This window comes from Pantoea pleuroti, assembly GCF_014156615.1.
In the GTDB taxonomy this organism is placed as follows: Bacteria; Pseudomonadota; Gammaproteobacteria; order Enterobacterales; family Enterobacteriaceae; genus Pantoea; species Pantoea agglomerans.
Map to the genome: position 1 here is coordinate 754624 of NZ_SBFD01000001.1, position 25910 is coordinate 780533.

28 protein-coding genes are annotated in these 25910 nt (G+C 56.8%); 13 read left to right on the forward strand and 15 right to left on the reverse strand.

Translation table 11 applies throughout. The annotated features are described in order from the left end of the window. Window positions 1–257: 257 nt before the first annotated feature. From sctW to sctU, 11 genes are read left to right on the forward strand one after another with little or no spacing between them, the layout of a single operon-like run. On the forward strand, window positions 258–1400 hold the full coding sequence (gene sctW / locus EPG66_RS03680) for a type III secretion system gatekeeper subunit SctW (protein WP_182685980.1): 1143 nt from the start codon (window positions 258–260) through the stop codon (window positions 1398–1400). Window positions 1401–1410: 10 nt separating this feature from the next. Further along, complete coding sequence (sctV, locus tag EPG66_RS03685) at window positions 1411–3534, forward strand: type III secretion system export apparatus subunit SctV (RefSeq protein WP_033771569.1); 2124 nt, start codon at window positions 1411–1413, stop codon at window positions 3532–3534. A gap of 2 nt (window positions 3535–3536) precedes the next feature. After that, window positions 3537–4403: an FHA domain-containing protein gene (locus EPG66_RS03690; protein WP_069026127.1), complete on the forward strand. Its 867-nt coding sequence runs from the start codon at window positions 3537–3539 to the stop codon at window positions 4401–4403. Continuing rightward, window positions 4403–5761, forward strand: coding sequence for a type III secretion system ATPase SctN (gene sctN, locus EPG66_RS03695; RefSeq protein ID WP_081325934.1), 1359 nt, complete (start codon window positions 4403–4405; stop codon window positions 5759–5761). Before EPG66_RS03690 ends, sctN begins: the two co-directional genes overlap by 1 nt. After that, the gene (locus EPG66_RS03700) at window positions 5739–6203 is read left to right on the forward strand and encodes a hypothetical protein (RefSeq protein WP_069026125.1); all 465 of its coding nucleotides are present in this window, start codon (window positions 5739–5741) and stop codon (window positions 6201–6203) included. The genes sctN and EPG66_RS03700 overlap by 23 nt, the downstream gene beginning before the upstream one ends. Continuing rightward, window positions 6200–6739: a type III secretion system HrpP C-terminal domain-containing protein gene (locus tag EPG66_RS03705; RefSeq protein WP_182685982.1), complete on the forward strand. Its 540-nt coding sequence runs from the start codon at window positions 6200–6202 to the stop codon at window positions 6737–6739. Before EPG66_RS03700 ends, EPG66_RS03705 begins: the two co-directional genes overlap by 4 nt. Further along, window positions 6736–7779 carry a type III secretion system cytoplasmic ring protein SctQ gene (sctQ, locus tag EPG66_RS03710; RefSeq protein ID WP_115758419.1) on the forward strand — a complete coding sequence of 348 codons (1044 nt, stop codon included), beginning with the start codon at window positions 6736–6738 and terminating at the stop codon, window positions 7777–7779. The genes EPG66_RS03705 and sctQ overlap by 4 nt, the downstream gene beginning before the upstream one ends. 5 nt (window positions 7780–7784) lie before the next feature. Next, complete coding sequence (sctR, locus tag EPG66_RS03715) at window positions 7785–8438, forward strand: type III secretion system export apparatus subunit SctR (RefSeq protein WP_010245912.1); 654 nt, start codon at window positions 7785–7787, stop codon at window positions 8436–8438. A gap of 7 nt (window positions 8439–8445) precedes the next feature. Beyond that, entirely contained in the window at window positions 8446–8706 is a 261-nt protein-coding gene (sctS, locus tag EPG66_RS03720; protein ID WP_010245915.1) for a type III secretion system export apparatus subunit SctS, read from the forward strand. Beyond that, window positions 8706–9521, forward strand: a complete 816-nt coding sequence (gene sctT, locus EPG66_RS03725; protein ID WP_182685984.1) for a type III secretion system export apparatus subunit SctT — start codon at window positions 8706–8708, stop codon at window positions 9519–9521. Before sctS ends, sctT begins: the two co-directional genes overlap by 1 nt. Then, the gene (sctU, locus tag EPG66_RS03730) at window positions 9518–10603 is read left to right on the forward strand and encodes a type III secretion system export apparatus subunit SctU (RefSeq protein WP_033771566.1); all 1086 of its coding nucleotides are present in this window, start codon (window positions 9518–9520) and stop codon (window positions 10601–10603) included. Before sctT ends, sctU begins: the two co-directional genes overlap by 4 nt. A 310-nt stretch (window positions 10604–10913) precedes the next feature. Here sctU and hrpT read toward each other — a convergent pair whose 3' ends face one another. From hrpT to EPG66_RS03780, 10 genes are all read right to left on the reverse strand, one after another. Then, window positions 10914–11099, reverse strand: coding sequence for an HrpT family type III secretion system protein (hrpT, locus tag EPG66_RS03735; protein ID WP_010669971.1), 186 nt, complete (start codon window positions 11097–11099; stop codon window positions 10914–10916). A 17-nt stretch (window positions 11100–11116) separates the two neighbouring features. Further along, window positions 11117–13165: a type III secretion system outer membrane ring subunit SctC gene (sctC, locus tag EPG66_RS03740; protein ID WP_182685986.1), complete on the reverse strand. Its 2049-nt coding sequence runs from the start codon at window positions 13163–13165 to the stop codon at window positions 11117–11119. A 24-nt stretch (window positions 13166–13189) separates the two neighbouring features. Continuing rightward, a complete protein-coding gene (locus EPG66_RS03745; RefSeq protein WP_069026120.1) occupies window positions 13190–13417 on the reverse strand; it encodes an HrpF protein in 228 nt (75 codons plus the stop codon). A gap of 75 nt (window positions 13418–13492) precedes the next feature. Continuing rightward, a complete protein-coding gene (sctL, locus tag EPG66_RS03750) occupies window positions 13493–14089 on the reverse strand; it encodes a type III secretion system stator protein SctL (RefSeq protein ID WP_083068241.1) in 597 nt (198 codons plus the stop codon). After that, window positions 14076–14657 carry a serine kinase gene (locus EPG66_RS03755; protein ID WP_223265946.1) on the reverse strand — a complete coding sequence of 194 codons (582 nt, stop codon included), beginning with the start codon at window positions 14655–14657 and terminating at the stop codon, window positions 14076–14078. The genes sctL and EPG66_RS03755 overlap by 14 nt, the downstream gene beginning before the upstream one ends. Window positions 14658–14663: 6 nt before the next feature. Further along, window positions 14664–15428, reverse strand: coding sequence for a type III secretion system inner membrane ring lipoprotein SctJ (sctJ, locus tag EPG66_RS03760; RefSeq protein WP_182685988.1), 765 nt, complete (start codon window positions 15426–15428; stop codon window positions 14664–14666). Between the two features lie 5 nt (window positions 15429–15433). After that, on the reverse strand, window positions 15434–15802 hold the full coding sequence (locus tag EPG66_RS03765; RefSeq protein ID WP_083068243.1) for an EscI/YscI/HrpB family type III secretion system inner rod protein: 369 nt from the start codon (window positions 15800–15802) through the stop codon (window positions 15434–15436). Between the two features lie 63 nt (window positions 15803–15865). Further along, window positions 15866–16105, reverse strand: coding sequence for a hypothetical protein (locus EPG66_RS03770; protein WP_010245940.1), 240 nt, complete (start codon window positions 16103–16105; stop codon window positions 15866–15868). A gap of 141 nt (window positions 16106–16246) precedes the next feature. Next, on the reverse strand, window positions 16247–17239 hold the full coding sequence (locus EPG66_RS03775) for a sigma 54-interacting transcriptional regulator (RefSeq protein WP_033771563.1): 993 nt from the start codon (window positions 17237–17239) through the stop codon (window positions 16247–16249). Window positions 17240–17435: 196 nt separating this feature from the next. Then, the gene (locus EPG66_RS03780) at window positions 17436–17702 is read right to left on the reverse strand and encodes a hypothetical protein (RefSeq protein WP_182685990.1); all 267 of its coding nucleotides are present in this window, start codon (window positions 17700–17702) and stop codon (window positions 17436–17438) included. Here EPG66_RS03780 and EPG66_RS03785 point away from each other — a divergent pair. Both EPG66_RS03785 and EPG66_RS03790 read left to right on the forward strand, forming a co-directional pair. Further along, a complete protein-coding gene (locus tag EPG66_RS03785; RefSeq protein ID WP_069026118.1) occupies window positions 17701–18372 on the forward strand; it encodes a hypothetical protein in 672 nt (223 codons plus the stop codon). The genes EPG66_RS03780 and EPG66_RS03785 overlap by 2 nt on opposite strands. A 14-nt stretch (window positions 18373–18386) precedes the next feature. After that, window positions 18387–19445 carry a hypothetical protein gene (locus EPG66_RS03790; protein WP_083068244.1) on the forward strand — a complete coding sequence of 353 codons (1059 nt, stop codon included), beginning with the start codon at window positions 18387–18389 and terminating at the stop codon, window positions 19443–19445. Window positions 19446–19502: 57 nt separating this feature from the next. On the opposite strand, the gene EPG66_RS03795 is transcribed toward EPG66_RS03790, so the two are convergent. The 5 genes from EPG66_RS03795 to EPG66_RS03815 form a co-directional block, all read right to left on the reverse strand. Beyond that, on the reverse strand, window positions 19503–20543 hold the full coding sequence (locus EPG66_RS03795) for a lytic transglycosylase domain-containing protein (RefSeq protein ID WP_083068245.1): 1041 nt from the start codon (window positions 20541–20543) through the stop codon (window positions 19503–19505). 176 nt (window positions 20544–20719) lie between these two features. After that, window positions 20720–22363, reverse strand: a complete 1644-nt coding sequence (locus EPG66_RS03800; protein WP_182685992.1) for a hypothetical protein — start codon at window positions 22361–22363, stop codon at window positions 20720–20722. Between the two features lie 374 nt (window positions 22364–22737). Next, complete coding sequence (locus EPG66_RS03805; protein ID WP_182685995.1) at window positions 22738–23646, reverse strand: LysR family transcriptional regulator; 909 nt, start codon at window positions 23644–23646, stop codon at window positions 22738–22740. 400 nt (window positions 23647–24046) lie between these two features. Further along, window positions 24047–24868 carry a M55 family metallopeptidase gene (locus EPG66_RS03810; protein ID WP_182685997.1) on the reverse strand — a complete coding sequence of 274 codons (822 nt, stop codon included), beginning with the start codon at window positions 24866–24868 and terminating at the stop codon, window positions 24047–24049. Next, entirely contained in the window at window positions 24865–25908 is a 1044-nt protein-coding gene (locus EPG66_RS03815; RefSeq protein WP_069026115.1) for a DmpA family aminopeptidase, read from the reverse strand. Before EPG66_RS03815 ends, EPG66_RS03810 begins: the two co-directional genes overlap by 4 nt. Window positions 25909–25910 lie beyond the last annotated feature (2 nt).

Here is a 25910-nt window from a genome sequence, read left to right on the forward strand (position 1 = left end):
AGTAGCAATTGATTTCGTTACATAGCAAGAGATATGCCATCTGCTGCTCAACAAATAAGCTGCTGTTTATGAAAACAATTAATTCTCCATACAGAATTATCTGAGACAGTTTTTACCCTTCCTGATCGATGAATAATGCAAAAAATTGCACTGATTTCCGGATGAAATTATTTCCACTTTTTTTTACCGCTTTTTTCGGAACCGGTAAGCGTTATTTGACACAGAAAGAGAGTAATAACCATTGAGGATGGCTGGCGATGCTCAAAATACAACATGCGATACCGGCGCTGGCGCACTCGCTAAAAGCTCTGCATAAAAACACGCCACAGGCAGCAGGTAAAAACGACGTGCCGGATAATGTCCGCGCGCGTGAAACGTCACTGAATGACGCGATGGAAGAAATTGGCGCCGCGTTCAGTGAAAAGATGGAACGCAGGCAAAAGGCGCAGGACCGCCGTAATGCGTCACGAAACCAGCAGCGTGGCAAGCATGCGCTCAGCAAAGTCGGAGAGCTGAATGCGCTATTTTCCCTACTCGATAGCGGCGATGAACAACAAACGCTGGAGCAGATGGCGTGGCTGCGTGCCGCCCTGCGCCAGAATCCGCCGCCGGATAGCGACACACTTCTGGAAAAGACCGGCGGCGATCCGGCGCGCACCGCCCTGCTACTGCGTGTGATCGGCGAACAGGCACAGGATAAAGGCGACGGGGAACTGGCCGGGCTGGCCGGGTCCCAGTTGGATAAGCTACAGCAGACCCACGGCCAGACCATTCGTGCGGGCAACAACACAGCGTCAGCCATCGCCGGGTATACCCGCGATCCGCAGCGTAAACAGTCGTTGCGCAACCTCTATTACGACGGCATCGTCCACCAGCAGTCCGCAACCAGGATGCTGGATATGCTGCTGGAGCTGATCGGCTCGCGTAATCTGATCCCGACGCTGCGTACTCTGCAGCGCGCGCTGGCGGATGATATCGCCGCACTTGCTCCCTCAATCAGCGTTATTACCCTCGGACGTATCCACCGCGGACTGCGCGATGCTGCCGGGATAAGCCAGACGCTAAGCGACAGCACTGCCTTTTTGCAGCGTATGCGCAGCAAACTGCCCAGTGTTGCCATGAACAGCCTGACTCTGGCGCGCCGGATGTTGCAAATCAGCCATAACGGCGCTTATCAGAGTGATTTTACCGGGCTGGCAGACGAGATTGTCGGCCAGAACAGGCAACATCTGCCGCTCTTTTTTAGTTCGCTTTTTCCGCTCCTGCACGGCGTGCCAGCCTCGCTGTGGCCCGCTCAGGAAAATCGTGACAACGCGTTAAAACTGCTGCGCGGCATGATTACGGACGTCACTAAAACTGAGCAGCAACAGCAACGCCGCAACCGGAACGCTGCGTCGTGAGGCAACAAAGATGAATACCCTGTTTCAGATATTGAATCGAATCGCGATCAGCGCCATGCAACGCTCCGAAGTGGTCGGTGCGGCTTTTGCCATGGCGCTGGTGTTTATGCTTATTATTCCCTTACCGCTGCCATTAATTGATGCGCTGATAGCGGTGAATATCTGCCTGTCATCTCTGCTGGTCGTGCTGGCCATGTATCTGCCAAAGCCGCTGGCGTTCTCGACCTTTCCCGCCGTGCTGCTGCTCACCACCATGTTCCGCCTGGCACTCTCTATCTCCACCACCCGCCAGATCTTAATTCAGCAGGATGCGGGCCATGTGGTGGCGGCTTTCGGTAACTTTGTGGTGGGCGGCAACCTTGCGGTAGGGATGGTGATGTTCCTGATCCTGACCGTGGTGAACTTCCTGGTCATTACCAAAGGCTCCGAAAGGGTAGCCGAAGTGGCTGCGCGTTTTACCCTTGATGCAATGCCAGGTAAGCAGATGTCCATCGACAGCGATCTGCGCGCCGGACTGATTGATGGGGTACAGGCCAGAAACCGGCGTAATGAACTCGCAAAAGAGAGTCAGTTATTCGGGGCGATGGATGGCGCGATGAAGTTTGTTAAAGGTGACGCTATCGCCGGGCTGGTGATTGTCGTAATTAACCTGATTGGCGGCATCAGTATTGGCGTGCTGCAGCTGGGCATGCCTGCTGGCGAAGCGATGCATATCTACTCGATTCTGACCATCGGTGACGGACTGATTGCACAGATCCCTGCGCTGCTGATCTCGCTGACCGCCGGGATGCTGATTACCCGCGTCTCGTCCGACAATGAGCAGACGGCTGACAATAATATCGGCCGCGAGATTGCCGAGCAGTTAACCAGCCAGCCGAAAGCCTGGCTGCTCTCCTCAATGGGGATGGTGGGCTTTGCCCTGCTGCCAGGTATGCCAACGGCAATTTTTCTGCTGCTGGCCGCGCTGACGATGATTAGCGGCGGTTTTCAGATCTGGCGTGTCAGAAAGACCCTGAGCCTTGCGCAGCCGCAAATGGAAAATGAGGTCATTCCCCCTGAGCTGAACGGCAAGGAGGATTTACGTCAGTTCAACCCAACACGACCTTATCTGATCAATTTCTCGTCCTCATGGCGCGGGCATCCGGAGATGCTTGAGCTGGTGCAGGATATTCGCCGGCTGCGTAACCGTATCGTTTACCACTTCGGCTTTACCCTGCCAGCGTTCGATATCGAGTTTCTCGACCAGCAGACGGAAGATGAGTTTCGCTTCTCGGTTTATGAAATCCCGAAAGTAAAAGGCACATTTAACGTGTCGCATCGGGCGGTGAAACGCCGCTGGCTGGACGAGATCGCGTCAACCGACAGGGAAAGCGTGGCAGAGGGCGACGAGCAGCGTCAGGAAGGCGATCTTATCTGGCTGGCGGCGGACCATCCGCTGCTGCAAAACGAAGAGGTCGAGCGCTGGACGGCGCGCGAAATCCTGGTAAAGCGCATGGAGAACGCTATTCACGCCAGCAGCCCGCATTTTATTGGTCTGCAGGAAACCCGCGCGCTGGTGAGCTGGCTGGAATCAGAGCAGCCGGAGCTGTCGCAGGAGTTACAGCGCGTGATGCCCCTCTCACGTTTCTCCAGCGTCCTGCAAAAACTGGTTTCAGAACGCATTCCGCTGCGATCGGTTCGGGCAATTGCCGAAGCGCTGATCGAGCATGGGCAGCATGAGCGCGACATCTGGCTGCTGACCGACCAGGTGCGCATCTCGTTAAAAAATCATCTCTGTTACCAGTATGCCCGTCCGGACGGCCTGCATGTCTGGCTGCTGACACCGGAACTGGAAGAACAGTTGCGTGACTCGCTTCGTCAGACGCAAAACGATCTGTTCTTTGCGCTAACCCATGAGCAGATCAGCGCCATTCTCCCGCTCATTGCCAACGCATTCCCGGTTGACACCCCGGAAAGCGCGGTGCTGCTGGTCGCCCAGGATCTGCGCAGCCCGATGCGCGGGCTTATCCAGGAAGAGTTCCACTATGTGCCGGTGCTCTCGTTTGCAGAGCTGCAACCCAATCTCGCAGTAAATGTGCTGGGGCGTATAGAGCTCGATCCGGCCGCTTACTCACTTACCACGTGGGAGAGTTAATCATGTTCGAACTGCGCGTGCTGTCTGGCCTGCATTTAGGCGCCGCGTTACCCCTCTTCGGCGATAAATGGCTGATTGGCCACGCCGATGAGGCCGATCTTATGCTTAGCGATGCTCGCGTTGCCGCCCGCCATTGCGAGCTGCGCCGTGAAGAGACTCAGTGGCTGGCACAACCGGACGGCGGGGAAGCCTATGCCATTAATAGTGAAGAACCCTTTCAGGTCGCTGACGTCTGGCTCTGCGTTGCGCGTATCGACACGCCGTGGGCCGCCTGTATGCCGCCTGCCCCCCCTTCTATGCCAGAAGAAACTGCTGAAACGCCGAATGAGGCCATACCCCCGGTCGCTGCCCGTAAAGGGATATTCACCCGCAGCATCCGCACGCTGGTCTGGAGCCTGATGTTGCTGCTCACCCTGACAGTAATGAGCTGGGTTTTGCAGCCCACCGTAGCCCAGACTCAGGTCACCTCCTCCCGGCCACTGAGTACTCCCGCAGAATTGCAGGCTCCGTTACAGAAAATGTTGCGCGAACGCGATCTGGCGAGCCTCGTGAAAGTGGACATGCATAATCAGCGACTGCGTCTTACAGGCCGCCTCAGTAAGCCACAGATGCAAATCTATAAACGAATGCTGGAGCGCTTTAACGCAACGTACACCAGCGATATCCCGCTGGATAACCAGGTCAGGCTGCTGAAGGTCAGGCTGCCGTTTCGCATTGTGCAAATCACCACCGGGAGCCGCGCCAATATCGTCACTGATGATGGGCAGCGTCTGTTTATCGGCGATGAAGTCGACAACCTGCGGCTGGTGGCGATTACCAGTAACCAGATCGAGTTCAACGGGCGCGATAACATTAAGGTGAGCTGGTAATGACGATGACGCTGGAGCAGTGGTATCAGCAGCAGCGGCGGCGGCTGACCAGCTTTTCGCCGGTCGAAAGCTTTGGTCGCATTACCGGGATCAGCGGGATATTGCTCGAAAGCAGCCTGCCCGAGGCGCGGATTGGCGATCTCTGCCAGATCGCCCGGGATGACGGGCAAAGCGTGTTGGCAGAGGTGGTCGGCTTTAACCCGCAGCACACGCTGCTCTCCGCCCTTGGCCAGCTCGACGGCATAGCCCGGGGCGCGCGCGTGGTTCCGCTGCGCCTGCCGCACAGTATTGTGGTGTCGGACGCCCTGCTCGGCAGCGTACTTGACGGCTTTGGCCGTCCACTGGATGCAGGCCAGCCTGGCGCGTTCGCCCTGCCCGGTACGGTGGATGATGCGGTAGGCGTACTGGGCGATGCCCCGGCACCCACCGATCGTCCGCGCATCGATACGCCGCTGCCGACCGGCATTCGCGCCATTGATGGTCCGCTGACCCTCGGCGTGGGACAGCGGGTGGGGATCTTCGCCGGCGCGGGCTGCGGGAAAACCACCCTGCTGGCGGAGATTGCCCGTAATACGCCCTGCGATGTCATTGTCTTTGGTTTGATTGGCGAGCGTGGGCGCGAATTGCGCGAGTTTCTTGACCACGAACTGGATGAGGCGCTGCGCAGCCGTACGGTGCTCATCTGCGCCACCTCCGATCGCAGCAGTATGGAACGCGCCAGGGCCGCTTTTACTGCCACTGCCATCGCCGAAGCCTGGCGCGATAAGGGTAAGAATGTGCTGTTGATCCTCGACTCCCTGACCCGCTTTGCCCGCGCCCAGCGTGAAATCGGCCTCGCGCTGGGCGAGCCGCCGGGTCGCGGCGGGCTGCCGCCTTCAGTTTATACCTTATTACCCACCCTGCTGGAGCGCGCAGGACAGACCTCACGGGGGGCCATCACCGCCCTCTATTCCGTACTGATTGAAGCTGATTCAATGAACGATCCGGTCGCGGACGAAGTGAGATCCCTGATTGATGGCCACATTGTGCTGACCCGTCGTCTGGCGGAGCGCGGACACTACCCGGCTATTGATGTGCTGGCGAGCCTGAGCCGTACCATGAGCAACGTTGCGACTCGCGAGCATAGCCGCGACGCCACGCAGCTGCGCCGCATGATGTCCGCCTGGCAGCAGGTAGAAATGTTAATCCGCCTGGGAGAATACCAGCCGGGACACGATGCCATGACCGATGCGGCGGTATCGGCTCAGGAGACGATAAATGGCTATCTGCAACAGGCGATGCACGCGCCCTGCGGATATGACGACACACTGCATTACTTAGCGGAGGTAAGCCAGCATGCGCCGTCATCCGCTACCTGATCACGACATCACGACTGATGAGGGCAGCGCTGAATTGCAGCAGGCCTTCTCTCTGCTGCTGCCAATTCGCCGCCAGCGCTTACGCCGCTGCGAACGGTTGCAACGGCAAGCGGAGCAGGCGCTGTGCGAAACGCAACGCCAGTCAGCCGAGGCGGAACACCAGCTTGAAGCCGCACAACAGCATTATCAGCAGTTGCGCGATAGCTTTGCCGGACACCACCAGTCGGGGCTGCAAAAACAGGAGCATCTGGTCGGGGGATTGGCCCGGGAGCGTCAGGCCAGCGACGAGGTGAGTGGACAACGTAATCAGCTGCAACAGTGCCGCGCACAGCAGGTTATGCAACAACAACAGGTGCAGCACACACAGCAGCAAACACAGGCGCGTCTGCGCGATGTGGAAAAACTGGAATATCTGATGGCGCACAGCGAGGCATTACGATGACAGCCTTACCCCACCCCCCGCAAAATAATCCAGCGCCGCCTGCACGGCCGGAGGTGCAGCGCCGTTCGCCGCAGACCGGACCTTCAGACGTCGCGACGTCCGAGCGTAAATCCCGCGCCGAGCCGTTTCGCGAAGAGGGTTCGCTGTTCGACGCGCTGTTGCTCACCCCCAGCGAACTGCCGCAACCGCTTATCATACCCTGGGAAGGCTCCCCCTCTTTTGGGTCACAGTTATCCCATGAGCCTGTGGCTCCCGCTTCTCCGGTCAGGGCCTGGCAACAACTGGAGCCTCCTATGTGCGCCATGGCAGAAAAGCAGCCTGCTGGCCCGATATCAATGACGCTACTGCTGCCCCTTTTAGGCGAAGTGGATGCCCGCCTGAGTCCGTTTGCCGCGGGCTGGGATATCAGCCTGCGTTTTGCGCCACCTGCCATGACGATGATGGCCGCCCATCAGGAGCGCTGCCGGGAGTCACTGCGCCGCCGGATGGCCTGCGCTGTGCGCCTGCGCTTTGAGCAGCGCGGAGGCCGGGAATGAAACCCTTGTCCCTGCGCACTCTGCCGCGCGAGGAAGCCCGCCTGCGTCAGCATATCGGCCACGGTCTTGGCTATCCTTTTACCCTTGCAGGCGAAGCGGGTGAGCTTCAGCTGCGGCTCGCCCCCCCCGGCGAGCGGCCACCGGCGCAGAACTTCTCCTGCAAGGCGGGAGGGTTATCTCTGGCGGAAAGCGAAGCGCTGCTGAGTCTGTTTTCCACTTGCCCGCTGCTGCCAGAACCCGGGGCGTGCGCTGACTGGTACTGGCCGCTCTTTAACCAGCATCTCAGCCCGGCATTGCGTGCGCTGTTTGGCGACCTGACGCCGCAGGACGCGCTCTGCGCACCGGTTGAGGGGATGTGGATTGCAATTAGCGTCACGATCGGTGAGGCGCAGGCGCAAAGTCAGTTATATCTTGCGCCCGCCACATTGGCGGCGTTGTTAAACCAGCCTGGCTGGGCTCCGCTCCCTGCACCGCTTTGCAGCGCCCTGCCGTTATCGCTGCCGATAGAACTGGGTGCGGTGTCGTTTGCTCCCTCGCAGTTACGCACACTTCGCCCCGGTGATGTGATTTTCCCTGCTACCTCGTATTTTTTCCCGACCGGTCGCGGCGAGCTTCGCCTTGCGCAATTGCACCTTAAGGGCGAATTGCTGTTCGGGGAGGGGCATCCTGCCCGTTTTCTTATTACCCGTCTGGAGAATAGTTACATGAATGTGACCCCCGAAGATAATCTGCCCGCCGATACACCTCAAGCGGATGAAGGCCTGACTGAAACAACGGCGCCTGTGGCATCACCTTTTGATGCGCTGCCGCTGGCCCTGACCGTGCGCTGCGGCCATCTCAGACTTACCCTGGGTGAGTTAAATCGTCTGGATGTTGGCTCGACGGTCACGGTCGAAAACGTCGTGCCCGGTGAAGCACTGCTATGTCACGGCGAGTTTCTGCTGGCGAAAGGAGAACTGGTCGATGTCGAAGGACGTCTGGGGTTGCAGATTACTCACATGCTGCCGGGCGTGGCGAGCGTCGGGGATGTGAACAGGTGATTCCGATGGAGATGGGGCCTCTCAACCCGATTATGCTGGCGCTGTTTCTCGGCGCGCTGGCACTGCTGCCGATGATGCTCATTATCTGTACCAGCTTTTTGAAAATTACGATGGTGCTGCAATTGACGCGCAACGCGATGGGCGTGCAGCAGGTGCCGCCAACGATGGCGCTCAACGGCATTGCGCTGGCGGCAACGCTATTTATTATGGCGCCGGTATTTAGCGATATGACCGACAGGCTGAAAGCGATCCCTGTCGATTTCAGCAGTATGGAGCGGCTCGAATATACCGCCGCTAATGGTATCGAACCGCTGAAAACGTTTATGCATAAAAATACCGATCCGGACATCGTCATCCATCTGCAGGAAAATGCCCAGCGTATGTGGCCAAAGAAAATGGCAGATTCGGTCACCCCCGACAATATGCTGCTCATTATCCCGGCCTTCGTGCTATCAGAGCTGCAGAACGGTTTCAAGATCGGCTTTCTGATCTTTATTCCTTTTATTGTCGTTGACCTGATCGTCTCGAATATCCTGCTGGCACTCGGGATGCAGATGGTATCGCCGATGACCGTTTCGCTGCCACTGAAGATCCTGCTGTTTGTGCTCATCAGCGGCTGGACGCGGCTGCTCGACGGCCTGTTCTACAGCTATTTATGAGGTCATCATGGATATTCTGACGCTGTTTCGCCAGGGGTTATTGCTGGTGGTTATCCTCTCCGCGCCGCCGCTGCTGGTGGCAGTGATCTCCGGGGTAATTATTTCACTGGTGCAGGCCGCGATGCAGTTGCAGGATCAGACCCTGCCCTTCTGCATCAAACTTATCGCGGTCGGCCTGACGCTGGCGCTTACCGGGCGCTGGGTCGGTGTTGAACTGATGGAGCTGGCGCAGGCGGCGTTTGCGATGATGTCAACGGTCAGTTCCTGATGCTGACAGGTTACCCACTCACCGATACGTTTCATGCAATCCTCGCGCTAGGACTTGGCATGGCGCGCATCTTTCCCTGCCTGTTACTGACACCGATATTCTCTTTTAGCGTCATAAAAGGGCTGCTGCGAACCGCCATTGCTGTGGCGCTGGCGCTGTTTATCGCCCCAGGCATCAAAGAACAAATTGATGTGCTTGAGCCGACAATGATGGCGCTGGCAGGGCTGGTACTCAAAGAGTTGATGATAGGCACCCTGCTCGGATTGTTGCTGGCGTTGCCTTTCTGGCTGTATGAGTCTGTCGGTGCGTTATTCGATAACCAGCGGGGTGCCTTAATGGGTGGGCAAATTAACCCCCAGCTGGGGCCGGATGTGACGCCTCTGGGTAAGTTAATGCAGCAGGTGCTGATATTGCTGCTGGTCACAGGGCTGGGATTATCGACCATCACCCAGGTTATCTGGGACAGCTATCATCTTTGGTCCGCCACCCAGTGGATACCTTTCCCCGCAGAGGCGGGTTTTCACGTCTGGCTTACGCTTTTGGGGAAAATCTTCAGCGATATGGTGCTTTATGCCGGGCCGCCGGTGGCGCTGATGCTGCTGCTCGATTTTGCCATCGGTGTGATGAGTCTCTATAGCCCACAGCTACAGGCGACTGCCCTGACAATTCCGTTGAAATGCCTGCTCGGCATGTTGTTTTTTATCCTCTATTTGCCACTGCTGGACCATCTGGGTAATACGCGGTTGTATGAACTGCGCGATCTTATCCCTGTCCTGTCGCAGATATTTTCCCCTTCAGCCGGGAGCGCGCCATGAGCGAAAAAACCGAAGACGCTACACCGCAAAAACTCAGAGAGTCGCGCAAAAAAGGCCAGGTCAGCCAGAGCCAGGATATCCCTAAGCTGCTTATCTCAATCGGTATCCTTGAGACCCTGTTTGCTATGGTAGATACCGGGATGCAGCGGTTGCAGGCGATGATGCTGCTGCCGTTAACGCGTCTGCGCGACCCATTCGATCACGCGATGGAGGAAGTAATAAGTGATAGCGTCACCGTAATGCTGGTGCTGGTGGGCATCGCGTGCGCCATTGCCATGCTGCTGCGGGTGGTGGGCGGCTGGGTGCAGTTCGGCCCACTCTTCTCCACCGAAGCGCTGGCACCGAAACCGGATGCGCTTAACCCGTTTAATCACCTGAAGAATATGTTTTCCGCCCGCCAGTTTACCCAGCTTTTGACCAGCATCTTTAAAGCGGTGGTGATAGGCCTGGTGGTATGGCAAGCGATCATGCCGGACCTCGGTGGCCTTGCTCAGCTGGCGCTTGGCGATCTCAACGGTTTCTGGCAGGGGGTGATGGCGCTGTTTATGAAGGTGTCACGTCGGGTGCTGATGGTGATGCTAATAATCAGCCTGTTCGATTTTGGTATTCAGCGCTATTTCTTCCTCAAACAGCAGCGTATGAGTCATGAAGATATCAAAAACGAATTTAAGCAGAGCGAAGGCGATCCGCATATGAAAGGCCACCGCCGTCAGCTGGCTCAGGAGATCCTGAATGAAGAGCCGGTGCCTGCCCGTGAGATTAACGTGGAAGACGCGGATGTGTTGCTGGTTAATCCCACCCATTTTGCCGTCGGTCTCTATTATCGCCCGGATGAAACGCCGCTGCCGCGTCTGCTGTTTAAGGCTTGCGATGAAGAGGCGCGGGCATTAATTGAAGAGGCGCAGCGTAAAAAGAGACCGGTTATCCGCTTTATCTGGCTGACCCGCACTCTGTGGCGCACCACGCGCGAAGGGGCTTATGTTCCACGCGAAACGTTAAATGCCGTCGCGCACGTCTATCGTCTGCTGCGGGAGCTGGAGGATCACTATCTGGATGAGGTGATTGAGATTCGGGAAGAATAGTGCGGAGGGTAACTCCGCACTATCTTATCAGGCAGTCACATCTGCGTCTCACGTGCCTGCTGAATAAAAGCCAGTATTAAAGCGCTAAACGTCGCCGGGGTAAAACCGGCAAGCGGTTGCTGATAACAGAGCCGCCTGCGGTCTGCTGCAGGAAAACTGACGTAATGGAATAGCGTTACCAGCACTGGCACGCGGGCAAAGAGTGCGCCGCACACAGGCTTCCCGGAAACGGAAGGTGAATAGCTATGGTCGATTCTCGCTCAAATATGGCCCCAGCGATCAGCCGGGGCCTGGGACTGCCGAAACGTGGTTAGTTATCTACCGTTATCCGCGTATAGTCGTTCGGGCCATTACGCAGTTGTGGTTGCCACCAGATGGTCAGGTTATGCAGGTCTGAAGAGGGGCGACAGCCCACGTCATTACATCCGCCCTGCGGCCGCGCGCAGGCACTCAGCACCAGCGCGGCGGCGGTAAGCACAATTATTCTCACTAACATGCTTTTTCCTTATCAGCTCAGTAGAGGTTTTTGGCCGGTGCACCGCCTGCTGAAGAGAGCAGCGAAGCGCGAGAAGGACGTGACGGAGCATTGCTATCAAATGCGACGAATACCTCCGCCGATTCACCCGGACGCAGTTCTCCACGCGGCCAGACCGCTACCGCCAGCGTGCGGTCGCTGCGGCACAGACTCTCATCAAAACGCTGCGTCTGCTGGGTGTTGTTGGTGATCACCCCAACGGTTATCTGTACGCTGCTGTTGCCGTACCACTGATGCCGACGGAAATCGCTCCCGAAAGCGCCCGAAATGCGGCACAGGGAGGAAAGCGTCTGGCCCGTGCCACCGCTGGTCATCCCCGCTGGCACGCGGTTCAGCGCCAGGTCGCGCATCGCGCCTTCCACCATCCCTTTGACGTCGGTGTACTTATGACGATTAGTCACCTCATCCATCGCGCTATTAAGCTGTTCGCGCGACTCGGCAGCGATATACCGGGTCGGATCGACCTGGTCACCAATTAAATGCGGCGTAATAATAAACAGCCGCTCACGCTGGGAGGTTTCATAGCGCGTTGAGGTAAACAGCTTGCCGATCAGCGGAATACTGCCGAGGATCGGGATGCGTCGCTCACGGTCGCCCGTCTCTTTGGAATGGAACCCGCCCAGAACCAGCGAGCGTCGCGCCTCCACCAGCGCCTGGGTGCTGACCGCTGCGTTATGGGTTCCCTGCGCATCGCCCTCATCATCTTTATTGAGCTTTCCATCTTCCACATCAACAATGAGCTGGATAGCCGATTTTTGTGAAGTGGTGATTGCGCGTGGCGTCACCCGCAGGCTTGTGCCTGCGGTGACAGACTGAATATCCGCCACCCTCTCGCCAATGGCGCGTATAAAGGCAGTATCGCTGAAATCAATCACCGCGGGCTGATTCTCCAGCGTGAGGATAGTGGGGTTAGCGATAATGGATGCCGTCCCTTCCCCCTCCATCGCTTCGATACTGGCAAAAAATCGCTGGAAATCGGTCACAAACAGTGTACTGGCACCGGAGAGCATATTGGCGCCGCTGGCGACACTGCCAAACTGACCGGCCAGGTTGCTGGAGAAGCGTTTCAGCGCGCTGCGGTCGATATCGACAATCACTGCATCGATTTCGATCAGCTTTTGCGGAACATCAATGGCGTTAATTAATGCCTGATAAGCGTCCCGGGTTTTCGGATCGTCACGCACCAGCAGCAGGTTGTTACGCACATCCGCTGATACTTTACCCGCCAGACTGCTGACAGGCGCCTTTTTACGTCCGGAGGCCGGCATATTGCGATTAATCAGCTCGTTTAAAACACTTTGCGACTGTTCACGTGATACCTGTTCATCCTCTCCCTGGCCTGATGACATTCTTCCGGAAGAGGCGTTGCTGGACTGACCCAGCAGTTCATTCAGAATGGTGGCCACCCCCGGCACCAGCAGCTCCTGATCGCGATAGCGAATGGTGCGATCCGCCACGGCCGCATAACGCAGCGGGAATGCCATCATATCTTTACTGGCCTCAGCTTCAGGTTTGCTTTCCGATTTACGGGCAAATTCCGTTATCTGGCGCACATACTCCGGCGGACCGGTCACCAATACCACGCCTTCATCCGGCAGTTCGCCCCAGCCGAAGCGGGGTTCCAGCAGGCCGACACCGCGCAGCGCCTCTTTCAGATCCGGCGCGGCTTCCGGGGAAATCTCAATACGCTGGGAAGTTTGCGCTGCCTGCGGGCTGACGTAGAGCGTGTTGTTATAAACAAACCACTGAAAGCGATACTCAAGCGCCAGGCGATTAAGGAACCCTTCCGGGCTGTCTGCGCGCAGTTTACCGGTGACATTGCTGTCGCCCAGCGTGCCAAGGTTGACCTCAACACCAAAGCTGCTGGCAAAATCGTCAAGAATAATATTAAGCGGGGTATTATCTGCCGAATAGGCATATGCACCATTCTTCCACTCATCCGGCACACGAGCGTTTGTGATGCCCATACTCAGTAGCAGCAGGGTAATGGCCGCCAGCAGGCGGCCCGGAAAAGAAAACGTAAACACGCCTGACTCCTTGATGACAGGGGCTTAGTTAACAGCGTCGATGATCGCTTTACGGATGCCAAACTTGAACTGGGTGTATTGCGAACTTGCCCAGCTGGCGTTGGACATATCCTGCAGGCGATTCTGGAAAGCATACATATCCGCAATGCTGAACGATTCGCCCGAAACATCGCGGGCAAACTGATAGGCTTCATGATGTTTGCGGTTCGAGTTGGAAGATAACTGACGCTGTAACAGATCGCTGGAACTCATGATATTGACTCCTCTTGTTGGACACCCCTGTTAAGTGGCGCGACAAGCGAAGCAGTTCCACTGTTTTTGCTTTTTTTATGCATTCTCTTCTGCCAGCGCTGGCGCGAGCTGCCGGCACAGCGTCCGCCAGTTAACCATCAGCTCGCCTGCGTCGGTAATAAGCCGCAAGCGATCTGGCTCAAGCGCCGGGTCGGCGCACAGCGTCCAGCGAAGCTGCGACTGCGCGGCCAGCCAGCCGTTAATCTCCTGCTCCTGCCCGCTGGCGCAATACAGCGTCGCCTGCTGCTGACGCGGATAGTGACGCAACAACTGTCTGAGCAACGCGTGAAAACGGCGCTCATCATCCACCTCATCGAGCAGGTGTTGCAGTGCCTCGTTCAGAACCTTTCCAGCGAGCAACACCAGCTGCGTCTCTTCGGCTGCACGCTGTTCCTGCCAGTCCGCAAAGAGCGTCTGCGCCTGCTGCCAGAACCGGGCTTCCCATTCGCGCTGGCTGGCCGCCCTTTCGGCTTGTGCCTCGGCGCGTACCTGCTCGCGGATCGTTTGCGCCTGTTTATGGGCCAGCTCGATAATGGAAGCCGCTTCAAGCCTGAGCGCAATTTCCTCGCGGCGCAGCATATTACCCGATGGGGCGCTGCCGCCCTGCAGATGCAGGCTTTTAAGTTTCCACATCGCGCGTCTCTCCCGAATGTTGTTGCACCTGCCAGAGCGCCGTTTCCCATAAAGGACGCAAACGATGGCCAGGCAGTGAAAGTGCCGGGTTTACCGGCGCGTCGCTTACAGGGAAGAGTAGCCGCAGGCGCGGCCAGATAGCCGGAAATAACGCCTGCAGCAGACAGAGGCTGTCGGCGCTGCCACCAGTAGTGAAAAGCCCGGCGGGCAGCCAGCACTCAATGCGCATTCCTTTCGCCAGACGCCGCAACCAGATCTTTAGCTCTGCGGGTAGCGGCATGGCACCGGCGCAAATTTCCGCGACTAAAATCAACAGTTGCGCGCGCTGTTCGCAGCTTAAGTCGCTGATGGCCAGCACCATCGGCTCCGGCGCGACCAGTTCGCCTGGTACACCCAGTGTGTGGTGCCAGCACGAGGCATGCTGGCGGAGATAGTGCCTCTGCAAAGGCGCAGATAAACGGGCCAGTGGCTGGGTGCACCAGCTTTCATCAGCCTGTAACCAAAAGTCAGCGTGCCACCAGCGCAACCAGCGCAGGGTAATTTCCTCATCAGCCGCAGCGTTGAGCATAATCAATCACTTCGCCTGTGCAGCCAGGCGCTTACGACTCAGAGCCTGACGAATGAACGCATTTGCCACCAGTAACAGCAGCAGCACCCCCAGGCATGTTGTAACTATCTTGACCATCTCGTAACGTTCCGGGCTAAGCTGAAACGGCCCCAGCTGCACCATTTCAATTTTATCCTGCCAGGCTTTCGCCGGGACAAAGACAATCGCCAGATCTCGGTCATCGCGCCCACCCAGCCCCGGAATGCTGGTTGCTACCAGCCGGCGAATGCGCGGTTCGATACTGTCCGGGTCGAGGTTTTCATGATATTTGATAAATACCGAGGCGGAAGCGGGTTGTACCGGCTCGCCGGGGGCGATACGCTCGGGCAATACGACATGCACACGCGCCACCACGACGCCATCAATTTGTGACAGCGTCGCTTCTACCTCCTGTGACAGCGCATAGATATAGCGGGCGCGCTCCTCCAGCGGACTGGAGATAACACCACTTTTCTGAAAAACCGCGCCAAGGCTGGTTCGCGCCTGATGAGGCAGTCCGGCGGCATTGAGGATATTTACCGCCCGCTCAATGTCACTGCGCGCGACGCTAACGCTAACCCCCTCTTTAGAAACCTGTTTATCAGCCTCAATCTTAAAGCGGCTCAGTTCTGCCACCACATCGTTGGCATCGTTTTCTGACAGTCCGCTGTGCAACTGAGTCTGATCACCGCAGCCGGTAAGCAGCAGCGCCAGGCACAGAGCACAGAAGCATTTAATGACAGCGCCATTCATAAGATTCACTGCAGGTTGCTGAGTTTATCGACTGACTGAACGGTTTTGGCGATCACTTTGGCGTTCATCAGACTCTCGATATAGTAATCAGAGAGCTGCGCATTGGCGCGGGAGAAATCTTCCGCACTGGATGACCGCGAAGCGACTCTGAGATCGTTAAAGGCTTCTTTTTGCGCACGCTGGTTGCCGCTCAGCGATTGCAGAATATTGCCGACCACGCCAGGCTCTGAAGAGCTCATCTGGCTGCTGTCAGGCGCAGGGCCATTAAGCTTTGCATTAAACCATTGAATATCTTCCGCCGACGGTGTTTCCTGGTACATTTCGACTGACGGAACCGGTTCTGAAGTGAGCAAGGAAGATTGAGAGACTTTCATCAGTAAAACTCCTGTGGGATTAGAGAGCAGGGAGACAAAAAAACACCTCCCTGCCGGAGTCGATTAGTACTGAATTTTGACCTGGGCTGCGGCTGACGCGGCCTGCGCATTACTTTCGGCGATGCCGTTAATGCGCTGGAACTCTACATCGCGATCCATTTTATCGGCCTGGTTTTCCTGCATCTTGTCCATCGCCTGTTGCGAACGGACCATATATTTCGCACCGTTGTAAGCACCGGCAACCTGAGTGTAAGCAGAAGCTGCGTTGGTGATCCCGTTGGAAAGTAAGCTAGCACCTGACATAGTCATTCCTCGCGTTGATGATAGGTTGTAGTTGGGTGTTGCATTCATTAAGTAATCAATGAAGCTATCCGGTTCCATCGCAAAGAAAATATTTATGCAGATAAAGCCTGCTGGCCCACGGCAAGAAAGGTGGGCGACATGTCAGGCGGTAAGTTTTAACAACTTCAGGCGGTGATAAAGGGTGCGCCTGGGAATCCCTAACTCAAGAATGACATCATCGATACGATTGTCGTGCCGGTTCAGGCAGTCGTGGATCAGGCTGCGCTCAATGCGCCGCATTCTGTCTTTTAATAACACGCGCCCTTCCTGCTTTATCTCACAGCACAGCGGCGGTAAGCCCAGCACAAAGCGTTCTGCCGCCGCTTTAAGCTCGCGGATATTTCCCGGCCAGCTATGCAGCAGCAGGGTCTCATCAAGCGCGAGCGATCCTGCCGGCAGAGGCTGATTCAGACGCAGCGCTGCCTCCTGCGTAAACTGGCGAAACATGGGCAAAATCAGCTCCGGTCGTGATCGCACGGTTGGTGTGGCAATTTTAATTGTGTCGAGGCGAAAGAAGAGATCCCGACGAAAACGGCCCTGAGCCACCAGCTGCGCCAGTGGAATTTGTGAGGCGACGACCACCCGCAGATCCAGCCCGATACTTTTGGTGCTGCCCAGTCGCTCTACCGCGCGATTTTCCAGTACACGCAGCAGCTTAGCCTGCATCGTGAGCGGCATACTGTCTATTTCATCCAGAAACAGCACGCCGTGATTAGCACTCTCAATATACCCGGCACGGGAACTGCTTGCGCCGGTGAACGCCCCGGCCATGACCCCAAACAGCTCGCTTTCGGCAAGTGTCTCCGGGATGGCTGCACAGTTGACCGGCACCATCGGGCCGCGACAGCCGGAAAGTTGATACAGCCGCTGGGCCAGTGCATCTTTCCCGGTACCCGTTTCACCCTCGATTAAGACATCTATGTTTAACGGTGCAATCGTATTTAAAATCTTATACAGATGAGTATGGATATCGGTTACGGGCTCCGGGTAACCCGCCGCCGCATCCGGGCGGGAATCAACCTGGCGTAAGACGTTATCCGCACTCTCCTCATCGACAGTCCCGTGGCCTGACTGTGTCCTGTAAAGACGAACCATACATTCTCCATTAGCTTCGCATAAGCGCGCCTTACATGAGACGCGCTGCTCGTTCAGCACTTGTGGATGTTCTGGAAGCAGAGCCTGATGCAAAGAATTACAAATTTACCGCGGCCTCACTCTCACCCAATCAGGTCATCCCCGCTATCAGTCCAGGATTATTATCTTGTAGGGATAGACGCTCAACCGGTAAGGATTACCCTACAGGATTCACAGAAAAACCTTCAAAAACAGAATGATAATTTCTTAATGGCGGTGCCGCTGGATTTTTATAAATCTGAACCCGTATCACAAAGGGAACATTTTTAGTGGAACCATCCCGGGACAACCGCCACTCACAGTGCGAGGTAGCATCAGCCTGAACGGTAAAATTGTGCAATCGGCAGTAATCAGGATTGCAAAATGTTACCGCTGTTGCTGCCCAATCAATCGCTGACTTATTAACTCTGAGGAATAAATTCATGAAGATTCCAGGATTTGGTGGTGGGGCTACAAACGCGAACAAAATCGATATGCCTCCGGCAAATATGCCAGGCAAGACGGGGGGCAGTCCGTCAGGTAAACCTGACTTACCTGATCAGCCCGGAAAATCGTCGTTACCTTTTCTCAGTAATGCGAAAACAGGCCCGCTCAATTTTGCCAGTAATGCCTTTGACGGCCTGAGCACACTGGCTTCGCTGACCGGTTCAGGCGGAAGTCAGAAAAACGGCCAGGCAAACGGTGCAAACTCGCCTGACGCCCCGTCGGGCGGTGGCTTACTGCAGCAGATTATGATGCTGACAGGCCTGCAACAGCTGTTGGGCGGCGGTAATAAGGCGCAGCAGCCGGAGCAACCGGGCACGCCTGCACCTTCACAGGGCACGAATCACAGCGGCAATCCGCTTGAGCAGCTGATGCAGATGCTTCAGCAACTGCTCCAGCAGATGATGGGGATAGATAAAGGTAAAGGGGCAGACAGCGGAGAATCTGGCGGTAATGCACCACAGGCACCGGCTCAGGGAGCAACTGACAATGGTGGGCAACAGGGCGGAATGATGCAAAACCTGCTGTCCCTGTTAGGGCTTTCTTCATTGTTGCAGGGGCTTTTGGGCGGCGGTGAGGGGCAATCTTCCCAGAAAAATCCGCAAAGCTAACTCAGGGGGCTTGTATGGTTATGCCAATACCTGGCGGGGGGGGAATAACCCCCGCTTTTTCACCCGGCAGGCCACTGCCGGGTAACCTGCCATTATCCACTCCCCTGCCGGGCTCCGCGTTCCCGGTCCCGGGCAGCGATCTCCCCATCAGCTACTCCGGTGGGAGCGGAACACCGCTGGCGGGCCTGTCCGATCCGATCCGGGAGCTTGATCAGCTGTTAACGCAGGCTGGATTGGGGGCGCTTGTCGATCCAGCAGCCACTGAAGAAGGGACGATGCCCACGGCGTTATTTGCCAGCGAAACAGCAGGCGAAGATACTCCACAGACACCGGGCGATGGCGTGCGAACCAGTGAGAAGGACACCCGCGTCAGGCCGACGGAGGAGAATCTGAAGGGCCGTCCACCGGGCGATAACCGCAGCGCCGAACAGATCATTGATGAAAACCCGGTGCTGAAAAACCTTGGCAACCAAAAAGATATCAAGCAGGCAGAGCTAAAAGAGCGCTTCGGCGACTGGACGGATGCCAATAAAGATCCGAAGAGTCGTGCTGATGCGGCGTATAACATGGCCTGCGTGTTAAACAGCATAAAAGGCCTGAATGCGCGCGATGGCAGCGAGCGGAAGGAGATCTCAGCTAACGACAAAATAGAGGGCATCACCAAAGATGGTGACGCGCGCCACGGTACCGAGGCGGGTGTGCTGAAGGATATCGCCGAGCAGGGTCTGAAGATGCTGCCGGAGAATAAACAGCTGCCGGAGACGAATGATTCGCACGTTCGTATGGATGGTACCAATAAAGACAACTTCCAGTGGGGCATGGGTGAGTTCGGCAAAATATTGTCGAACATTCCCATTCTCAAATCTGTTGCCGCGCCTTTCTTTAACAATATTGGCGAGGCCCGCAATGTGGGCGAAGTCTTTACCGGTGGCCTGAAAGGACTGGCCGAGGGTGGAATGAGCGCGGCGCGTGGGCCAATTGGCTGGGGCATCACGGCAGCGACCGATACCGTACAGATTGCGGTGGAAAATAGCGGGGGGAAAGGCAAGAACGAACCGCCGCCGTTTGCCTGATTTTGAAGGCTGCTCATGTTTGTCCCTGTACCCGGTACAGGGACTTTTTTTTGCGCGTTATGCAGGTAACGTGCCTTTGCCGCTGGAGATAATGTCGGCAAAGTTGAGAACTTTTCCAACATAAGTCGGATCGCCGGTTCCGGTTTTCGAGATATCCGTCAGATCGTTGACATTCACATTCCCTGGCCCTGAGTTATAAGCTCTCAACCCGGCACCGGAATCGCCCCCAAAAGCCTCCCGCTGCTCTTTCAGATAGAGCCCGCCAGCCATGATGCTGTCTTCAGGACTGGACGGGCTGGCATCTGGCCCCAGCAGATGCGGGTATCTGCTTTGCAGATCGGCGAAGGTGTTGGAATTAACCTGCATCAGGCCGCTGTCGGAAAGGCCATTACCGCCGTTCACGGTGGTCGCCTCTGTTTTTCCGCGTGACTCCTGCCAGATTTGCGCTGCCAGCACTTCAGGCGCCTGGTTAGTCTCTTTGGCGGCACGCATTATCGCCTGCTCATGATCCAGTAACGGGGCAGGTAAATGTAACCCCGACTCGCCTTTTATCAGCGGGACGCCGCCGGATGCTGGCGTCTGCCGGGCAGGCGTATTTAGTGCAGCATCAGAAGCCTTACCTGGCTGTGGCATTGTACTGGCCGTTAGCGGTTGCTGTGCAGAAGCGGATTCAGTCGGGTTAACAGGCTGCTTCATCGCGGCATTAAACGGTGCGGTGAGCGAAGCCCCCTCTTCTGCTGAGGTGCCCGGCATATCGGCACCGCCGCCACGCCCGCCTCCTGCGCTGTTATTTTGCTGCTGACCAGCGAAGAGCTGTTGCAGCATTAATAGCAGTTGCAGCAATGCCTCTATTTGCGGCCCCAGTTGCTGCATCAGCCCCTGCATCTGCATCGGATCCCGGTTGCTCACACTGTCGGGCGTGGCGGTGAGACTACTGAAATCCGTGCCGCTCATGGCATCATTGCCAAAGTTAATCGTCTGGCCACTGGCGCCAGAATCTGGCGGAGTAAACGAGGCTAAATTTTTTTCATCGAGCGAGCTAAAATCAGGCAGTTGCGGCTGTATCGGCCCGAAAGCCGAACCTGACGAGATATTCATTCTTCTCTCCTCTCAACAAATCTTCATCGTTAGCGCCAGCCAGACTGACGCCTTTCTCCCGCTATGACCGGGTACGATTGAGTGGAAAGCGCGAGGCGGGAGTTCCGGGCGGCGCGTGAGACAGAGCAAATTCGGCGTAAAAAAAGCCGCATCGCTGCGGCTTCTAAGGTGTGGCATCAGGAGGCTTTTTTCGTTTCTTCAGGTTCTGGCGATCCTGCAGGCCCTGCGGCTTCTGATGACGCGGATGACCCGGATGCCACTGATGATGCTGATGATGTCGGTAAGGAGTCCGGCAGCGGTATCATCTCGGCAATGCGTTCGCTCATCTTCTCTGCTTCAGCTTCAAGGACGGCGATGATGGCCTCATAGTCAGCCTGGGTTAACTTCTCAGGCTGTGGACTTTTGATATTCGCCAGGCCCGGGTATGATTGCCACCATGCAGAGGTATCACCCGCAGCGCGCATTTCTGATGAACGCTCAGGCGGGGTATTACGTAATGGCCCGGAGTTATGCGAATGTACGCTGTCGCTGTCCGATTCGCCTTCTTCTGACGGCCCTTTCGCCCGGGTACCGGTGCTGGGTGCTGGCGTGCCGGCCGGGGTTCTCGCCTCGGTACCAACACTGGGTGCTGGCGCGCCTTCCGGCGTTCTCGCCTCAGTACCCACGCTGGGTGCTGGCGCGCCTTCAGGTGTTCTCGCCCCTGAACTCATCGGGGCTTCCTCTTCTGTCGCGTCGGCGGGCTTCGGGTGCAGCTTGTTTGCCACTGCTCGCTCAGCCTCCTGATAAAGAAGACCGAACACCCCCTGTTGCAGGTAAGAATAGGCGTTTGGCACCAGGGCCGCCGCATTGCCAATGCTTTCGCGGGAAACGCGGAAGCCAGATTTGTTCGCCAGATCCAAAGCGGTCTCTGCCGCACTTGTCTTGCCGGAGGTGAAAAGCTTCTCTGCACCACCTTTCGTCACACGTGCCGCCCCCGCTCCGATGCCCAAACCGAGCGCTTCCATCGTCTCAGAGGCTACCGCACTTAATGCACTCAGCGTTGTAACGCCTTCAACCCAACGTTTTGGCGCTTTAGCGTGTTCCCACACCGCATCGAAGTGGCTCCCCTCGCCACTATTCGTGTGCCCGCTGGACAGCGCCTTATAACGATCCTTCCAGTCGTTACGGCCAAATAAAAACTCCGCGCCATGCAGGTTGTCGTAGTAGTTTTCCACAACTCCACTCAATGCACCGGCAGCGGAAGTCAGGCCAAAACCTGCTATCTGGTTGATGGCATAACCCGGCTTGAGCGCACCCTGTATAATCCCCATCGGTTCTGGCCGCGGCTTATTTTCGGGTAATAGCTGGGTTGCACTGGAAATTCCACCCGTCACCGGGTTGCGGACGTTAAAGCCCGTCCCGCCCAGCGCCGTCATTTTTAATTTATGCCCAAATGTCTCGCGTTTTTCTGCCTCATCTTTCATAAGAGGCTCCAGTGCATCCATATCTGCCTGCATCCATCTCGAATCCTGGATGCTGCTACCGATAACCCGAGTGAGCACCGCTTTAAAAGCCACTGCAGTCATCCCCCCCGCTACGCCAGCGACAAAGTTGTGCATGGGCGTGCCCGGCTCCAGCTTCATTGCGCTAGCTATCCCCTTGCCGACCAGATCGCCAGGTACACCGGAAAGGGCATAGGTCATTCCAATCGCCCCCTTTGCCTTGGCCATGATCATCGTGTCGCAGCTGTGAGCCAATTTGATGACATCTTTTACCTGATCGTCCGTCTGGTGCAATTCATCGTGCAGGGTGACAGCAATTCCTGCCAGGTAATCACGCACGTTCTCTCCGCCTTTACACGCGTTATGCAGAGTAGCTGTAATACGGCTAATTTCCGCAGAACGAGCCCTCGCAGCAGGGGTTGTAGCAGTGACTTCAGTTGTTGATGGCCCACCGCGCGTGGGCATTTCTATCGTTTCGTGATGTACAGGGGAAGGTGTGCGTCTAATTCCATCCATAATTCTCACTCCGCCAGGTTGTGCCGGTTATCACTAACCGGTCAGTTGATAACTTGCGAAATGAGCAACTCACCCCGCAGCGTCAGGGTTGAGTGATGCGCGAGCGAGCCTGGTTTCAAATCAGGAAGAAATTCTAAAAATTTTGTGATGCATCTCACAAAATAGCCGGATGGGTAGCGGTGAAGCGCGGCGCTTATTCAGCCCCCAATAAACTGCGTTTCACACTGCCGGGCGATCTCCCACAGTCTGTTACGGATGACCTGCTTAAGTTGCAGAGTGGACTGCGACTGTGGCTGGTCACGGCGGCTGATCAGCATCACTTCAAACGGCAGGGGCTGTGCTATGGGTAGCAGCTTTAGCTGTTCGGCATAGCGACAGGCGGTGAAGAGATCCACGACGCCCGTGCCGCCGCCTGCCAGCACCATATCCGCAATGACCGAATAGGTTTTAATCGACAACGACACGGCGGGATTCAGTTTTTTATCGCGCAGCGCTCGGTGAAGTACGCGTCCAAGCGGATCCTGAGCCTGCATCATCAGTAAATTATTGTTGCATAACCACGCAAGTGTAACGGGTTCATTACGGGGATGATTGAGCGGTAACAACGCGACCATCGAAGACTGAAACAGAGGTTCAGCCAGAAGATCCGCATCGACCTGCTGACCAAAAACCAGCGCAAAATCGAGCTGATTATCCAGAATCATCTGGCATAAAGTACTAAAGTGCTCGGTGACCAGTTCGACACTGACCGAGGCCATCTGTTGCCGCCAGGTGATTAATGCGGGTGCCAAAACCATCTGACCAAAAGCGTGAGCCGCGCCGACGCGAACTAACTGCCCTTCGCCACGCCGCAGCTGTTCTGTGAGCTGGGTGATAGATTGCAGGCGCTGGCAGAGATCGTCTATTTCAGGCAGAAGGCGTCGTCCTTCTGCCGTCACACTCATTCCCTGTATACGTCGCTCAAACAGCGCAAATCCCAATTGCTGTTCAGCATGATTCAGCACACGGCTGATATTGGGCTGCGAAACATTGAGTAAGCGCGCCGCAGCGCTGATGCTGCCGGTCTGTACGATGGCCTGAAAGACCTCTATATGGCGGAGCCGCATGACTATTTACCCTGGATGGAATACCGAAAACGAAGGCCTCTCCGACAGGCTGTACGATCAGGTCCAGGCGGAGGGTGAGAGAGCAATCATTATCCTGTTGCAAAAACTGTACCGTAAAACCGGTGCAGGCTCAGCTGCCTGTTTCGCCCCCATCCGCACCCGGCAGTCCTGACTGAAGCCTTTGCAGGGAGCGGGTCTCGCGCTGACGTGGTGCAGTTAAAGGAGCGCTGGTCAGCAGCACGGGTTGCGCGGATTTAAGCCAGCAGCGATGCTGGCTCGTCAGAGGGAAGATGCACATGCACAGTCCGCACTACAGGCGTGTGCCTGGCAGCGCGGTTTCAGGAGAACCGGAACGGCGGGCTTGACGGGCTGATGTTGCATGCAGCCCGGGATAATTTCGCTATGACTGTGTGCTCGCCAGATAGGAGAATGCACTGAGTAAGCTGATTAACGTCTCCATATTCTCCGCCTGATACGCCACGGTAACGGCATCCAGGCGCGTGACGCCGGGGATCAGGCTGAACAGATCGGCCAGCACCGGTTTGGTGGCCTGAAGGCGCATAGCGTAAGGTGCCGTCAGGCGGCTCGTGCTCACCTGAGGGGGATGTTGCAGTGCGGCGCTTGCTGCGGCAGCGATCGCACGCTGTGCCGCTTGTGGGCTGATTGATTCCGCGCAGGTATGAGAAATGGCGCGTTTTACACAGACGTAATTGACTGCTGAGTAGTGTTCCGCAATCCAGCTCTGTAACTGATCGTCACCGGTGACCAGCAGCAATGGCGTGCCGTGCTCAGCAGCGGCGGCCGCATAAATATCGGTTTCTCCCATCACCAGACCATTGATATGGATACGCCAGAATGCCCGGCCGTTGATGGTATGCGCCAGTACGCCCGGTTCACCTGCTGCGCTGTGAAATCCCACCAGAAACAGCCCGTCGAACGTCTGCTGCTCTATCCCTTCCACCATCGACAGGACACGGGGTTTTCCCTGCACCAGCCGGGCGCGGGGATCGATATTTTCCACACGCAAATTGGTCATCTGCGCATGGCTGTCTGCCACCACCACTTCCGTTGCCCCGCCGGCAAAAGCCCCCTCAATCGCAGCATTCACTTCCTGCTCCATCAGACCACGGGCCAGCTGATGTTCCGGGTGGCCGGGTGTACATTGCTCCGGGCGCATGACCCCCGCGATACCTTCAATGTCGGCCGAGATAAAAATTTTCATGTCGTTAATCTATCCAGAATCTGCGTCAGTGAGGGGCGATGATGACCGCGAAAGCCGGTAACAGCCTCAGCGCTCAGCAAAGCATCCAGTACAGCCTGTTCAGTTGCATCTGCCGCTGCAGCAAGCAGCGGCTCCAGCGTGTCGTCCTGTGGCGGATGCGGCAGAGGTTGCGTTGAAAACGCCACCGCAATGTCGCCCGATCCGTGGCCCCAGTAACTGCCCAGCCGTCCCAGGCCGGCACCGGCTCGCTTCGCGATGCGCTTTAACTGACGTGCGTCCAGCGGTGCATCCGTCGCCATGATGATGATGACCGAACCGGCATCCAGCTGCGGCGTCTCCCCGGCCAGCAGCGGCGCAATCATCTCGCCAGCCCGAACGCCATCGAGCGTTAATGCTTCCAGTGCGCCGAAATTGGCCAGCACCAGCACGCCAAGCGTGGCGTTGAGCGAGGGAATAACCCGCGAGGCGGTTCCGATGCCCCCTTTGAGGCTGAAACAGCTCATCCCGCGCCCTGCGCCGACGCTGCCGCGCGCGAAGTCTGCTGAGGCCGTCTGCAATGCCTCCTGCGCCATCGCTTCAGTGATGGCCAGCGCCTGGATATCATTCAGCCAGCCATCGTTGCACTCCAGCACCAGCGGATTGACCGTGGGCAGTGTTCGTCCCAGTTCCGGGTTACGACTGATGGCATCCCGCACCAGCGTGGTAAACAGCGTGCCGACCGCCAGCGTGTTACTGAGCAGAATCGGCGTCTGAAGCACACCAAGCTCCTCTATCTGAACCAGTCCGATGGGTTTCGCAAAGCCGTTCAGGACCTCAACCCCACACGGCAGCGGCGTGAGAAACAGATTGCCGCCCGGCGGTACGATAGCGGTTACGCCAGTCTGCTTTTCGCCTTCATTCAGCGTGTAATGTCCGACACGCATGCCCGCAACATCGCTGATTCGATTGGTGGGTCCGCAGGCGCTTCGCGGCTGCCCAAGCTGACGTCTGTCACGCCAGCGTTTCAGCAGCAGTTCACGCTGCAATTGTTGGAAATCCATAG

What these genes read in the sequence shown, in the direction of transcription:
- sctW (WP_182685980.1), top strand. Translation starts at nt 258, where the DNA reads ATGCTCAAAATACAACATGCGATACCGGCGCTGGCGCACTCGCTAAAA.
- sctV (WP_033771569.1), top strand. Translation starts at nt 1,411, where the DNA reads ATGAATACCCTGTTTCAGATATTGAATCGAATCGCGATCAGCGCCATG.
- EPG66_RS03690 (WP_069026127.1), top strand. Translation starts at nt 3,537, where the DNA reads ATGTTCGAACTGCGCGTGCTGTCTGGCCTGCATTTAGGCGCCGCGTTA.
- sctN (WP_081325934.1), top strand. Translation starts at nt 4,403, where the DNA reads ATGACGATGACGCTGGAGCAGTGGTATCAGCAGCAGCGGCGGCGGCTG.
- EPG66_RS03700 (WP_069026125.1), top strand. Translation starts at nt 5,739, where the DNA reads ATGCGCCGTCATCCGCTACCTGATCACGACATCACGACTGATGAGGGC.
- EPG66_RS03705 (WP_182685982.1), top strand. Translation starts at nt 6,200, where the DNA reads ATGACAGCCTTACCCCACCCCCCGCAAAATAATCCAGCGCCGCCTGCA.
- sctQ (WP_115758419.1), top strand. Translation starts at nt 6,736, where the DNA reads ATGAAACCCTTGTCCCTGCGCACTCTGCCGCGCGAGGAAGCCCGCCTG.
- sctR (WP_010245912.1), top strand. Translation starts at nt 7,785, where the DNA reads ATGGAGATGGGGCCTCTCAACCCGATTATGCTGGCGCTGTTTCTCGGC.
- sctS (WP_010245915.1), top strand. Translation starts at nt 8,446, where the DNA reads ATGGATATTCTGACGCTGTTTCGCCAGGGGTTATTGCTGGTGGTTATC.
- sctT (WP_182685984.1), top strand. Translation starts at nt 8,706, where the DNA reads ATGCTGACAGGTTACCCACTCACCGATACGTTTCATGCAATCCTCGCG.
- sctU (WP_033771566.1), top strand. Translation starts at nt 9,518, where the DNA reads ATGAGCGAAAAAACCGAAGACGCTACACCGCAAAAACTCAGAGAGTCG.
- hrpT (WP_010669971.1), bottom strand. Translation starts at nt 11,099, where the DNA reads ATGTTAGTGAGAATAATTGTGCTTACCGCCGCCGCGCTGGTGCTGAGT.
- EPG66_RS03745 (WP_069026120.1), bottom strand. Translation starts at nt 13,417, where the DNA reads ATGAGTTCCAGCGATCTGTTACAGCGTCAGTTATCTTCCAACTCGAAC.
- sctL (WP_083068241.1), bottom strand. Translation starts at nt 14,089, where the DNA reads ATGTGGAAACTTAAAAGCCTGCATCTGCAGGGCGGCAGCGCCCCATCG.
- EPG66_RS03755 (WP_223265946.1), bottom strand. Translation starts at nt 14,657, where the DNA reads ATGCTCAACGCTGCGGCTGATGAGGAAATTACCCTGCGCTGGTTGCGC.
- sctJ (WP_182685988.1), bottom strand. Translation starts at nt 15,428, where the DNA reads ATGAATGGCGCTGTCATTAAATGCTTCTGTGCTCTGTGCCTGGCGCTG.
- EPG66_RS03765 (WP_083068243.1), bottom strand. Translation starts at nt 15,802, where the DNA reads ATGAAAGTCTCTCAATCTTCCTTGCTCACTTCAGAACCGGTTCCGTCA.
- EPG66_RS03770 (WP_010245940.1), bottom strand. Translation starts at nt 16,105, where the DNA reads ATGTCAGGTGCTAGCTTACTTTCCAACGGGATCACCAACGCAGCTTCT.
- EPG66_RS03775 (WP_033771563.1), bottom strand. Translation starts at nt 17,239, where the DNA reads ATGGTTCGTCTTTACAGGACACAGTCAGGCCACGGGACTGTCGATGAG.
- EPG66_RS03785 (WP_069026118.1), top strand. Translation starts at nt 17,701, where the DNA reads ATGAAGATTCCAGGATTTGGTGGTGGGGCTACAAACGCGAACAAAATC.
- EPG66_RS03780 (WP_182685990.1), bottom strand. Translation starts at nt 17,702, where the DNA reads ATGAATTTATTCCTCAGAGTTAATAAGTCAGCGATTGATTGGGCAGCA.
- EPG66_RS03790 (WP_083068244.1), top strand. Translation starts at nt 18,387, where the DNA reads ATGGTTATGCCAATACCTGGCGGGGGGGGAATAACCCCCGCTTTTTCA.
- EPG66_RS03795 (WP_083068245.1), bottom strand. Translation starts at nt 20,543, where the DNA reads ATGAATATCTCGTCAGGTTCGGCTTTCGGGCCGATACAGCCGCAACTG.
- EPG66_RS03805 (WP_182685995.1), bottom strand. Translation starts at nt 23,646, where the DNA reads ATGCGGCTCCGCCATATAGAGGTCTTTCAGGCCATCGTACAGACCGGC.
- EPG66_RS03810 (WP_182685997.1), bottom strand. Translation starts at nt 24,868, where the DNA reads ATGAAAATTTTTATCTCGGCCGACATTGAAGGTATCGCGGGGGTCATG.
- EPG66_RS03815 (WP_069026115.1), bottom strand. Translation starts at nt 25,908, where the DNA reads ATGGATTTCCAACAATTGCAGCGTGAACTGCTGCTGAAACGCTGGCGT.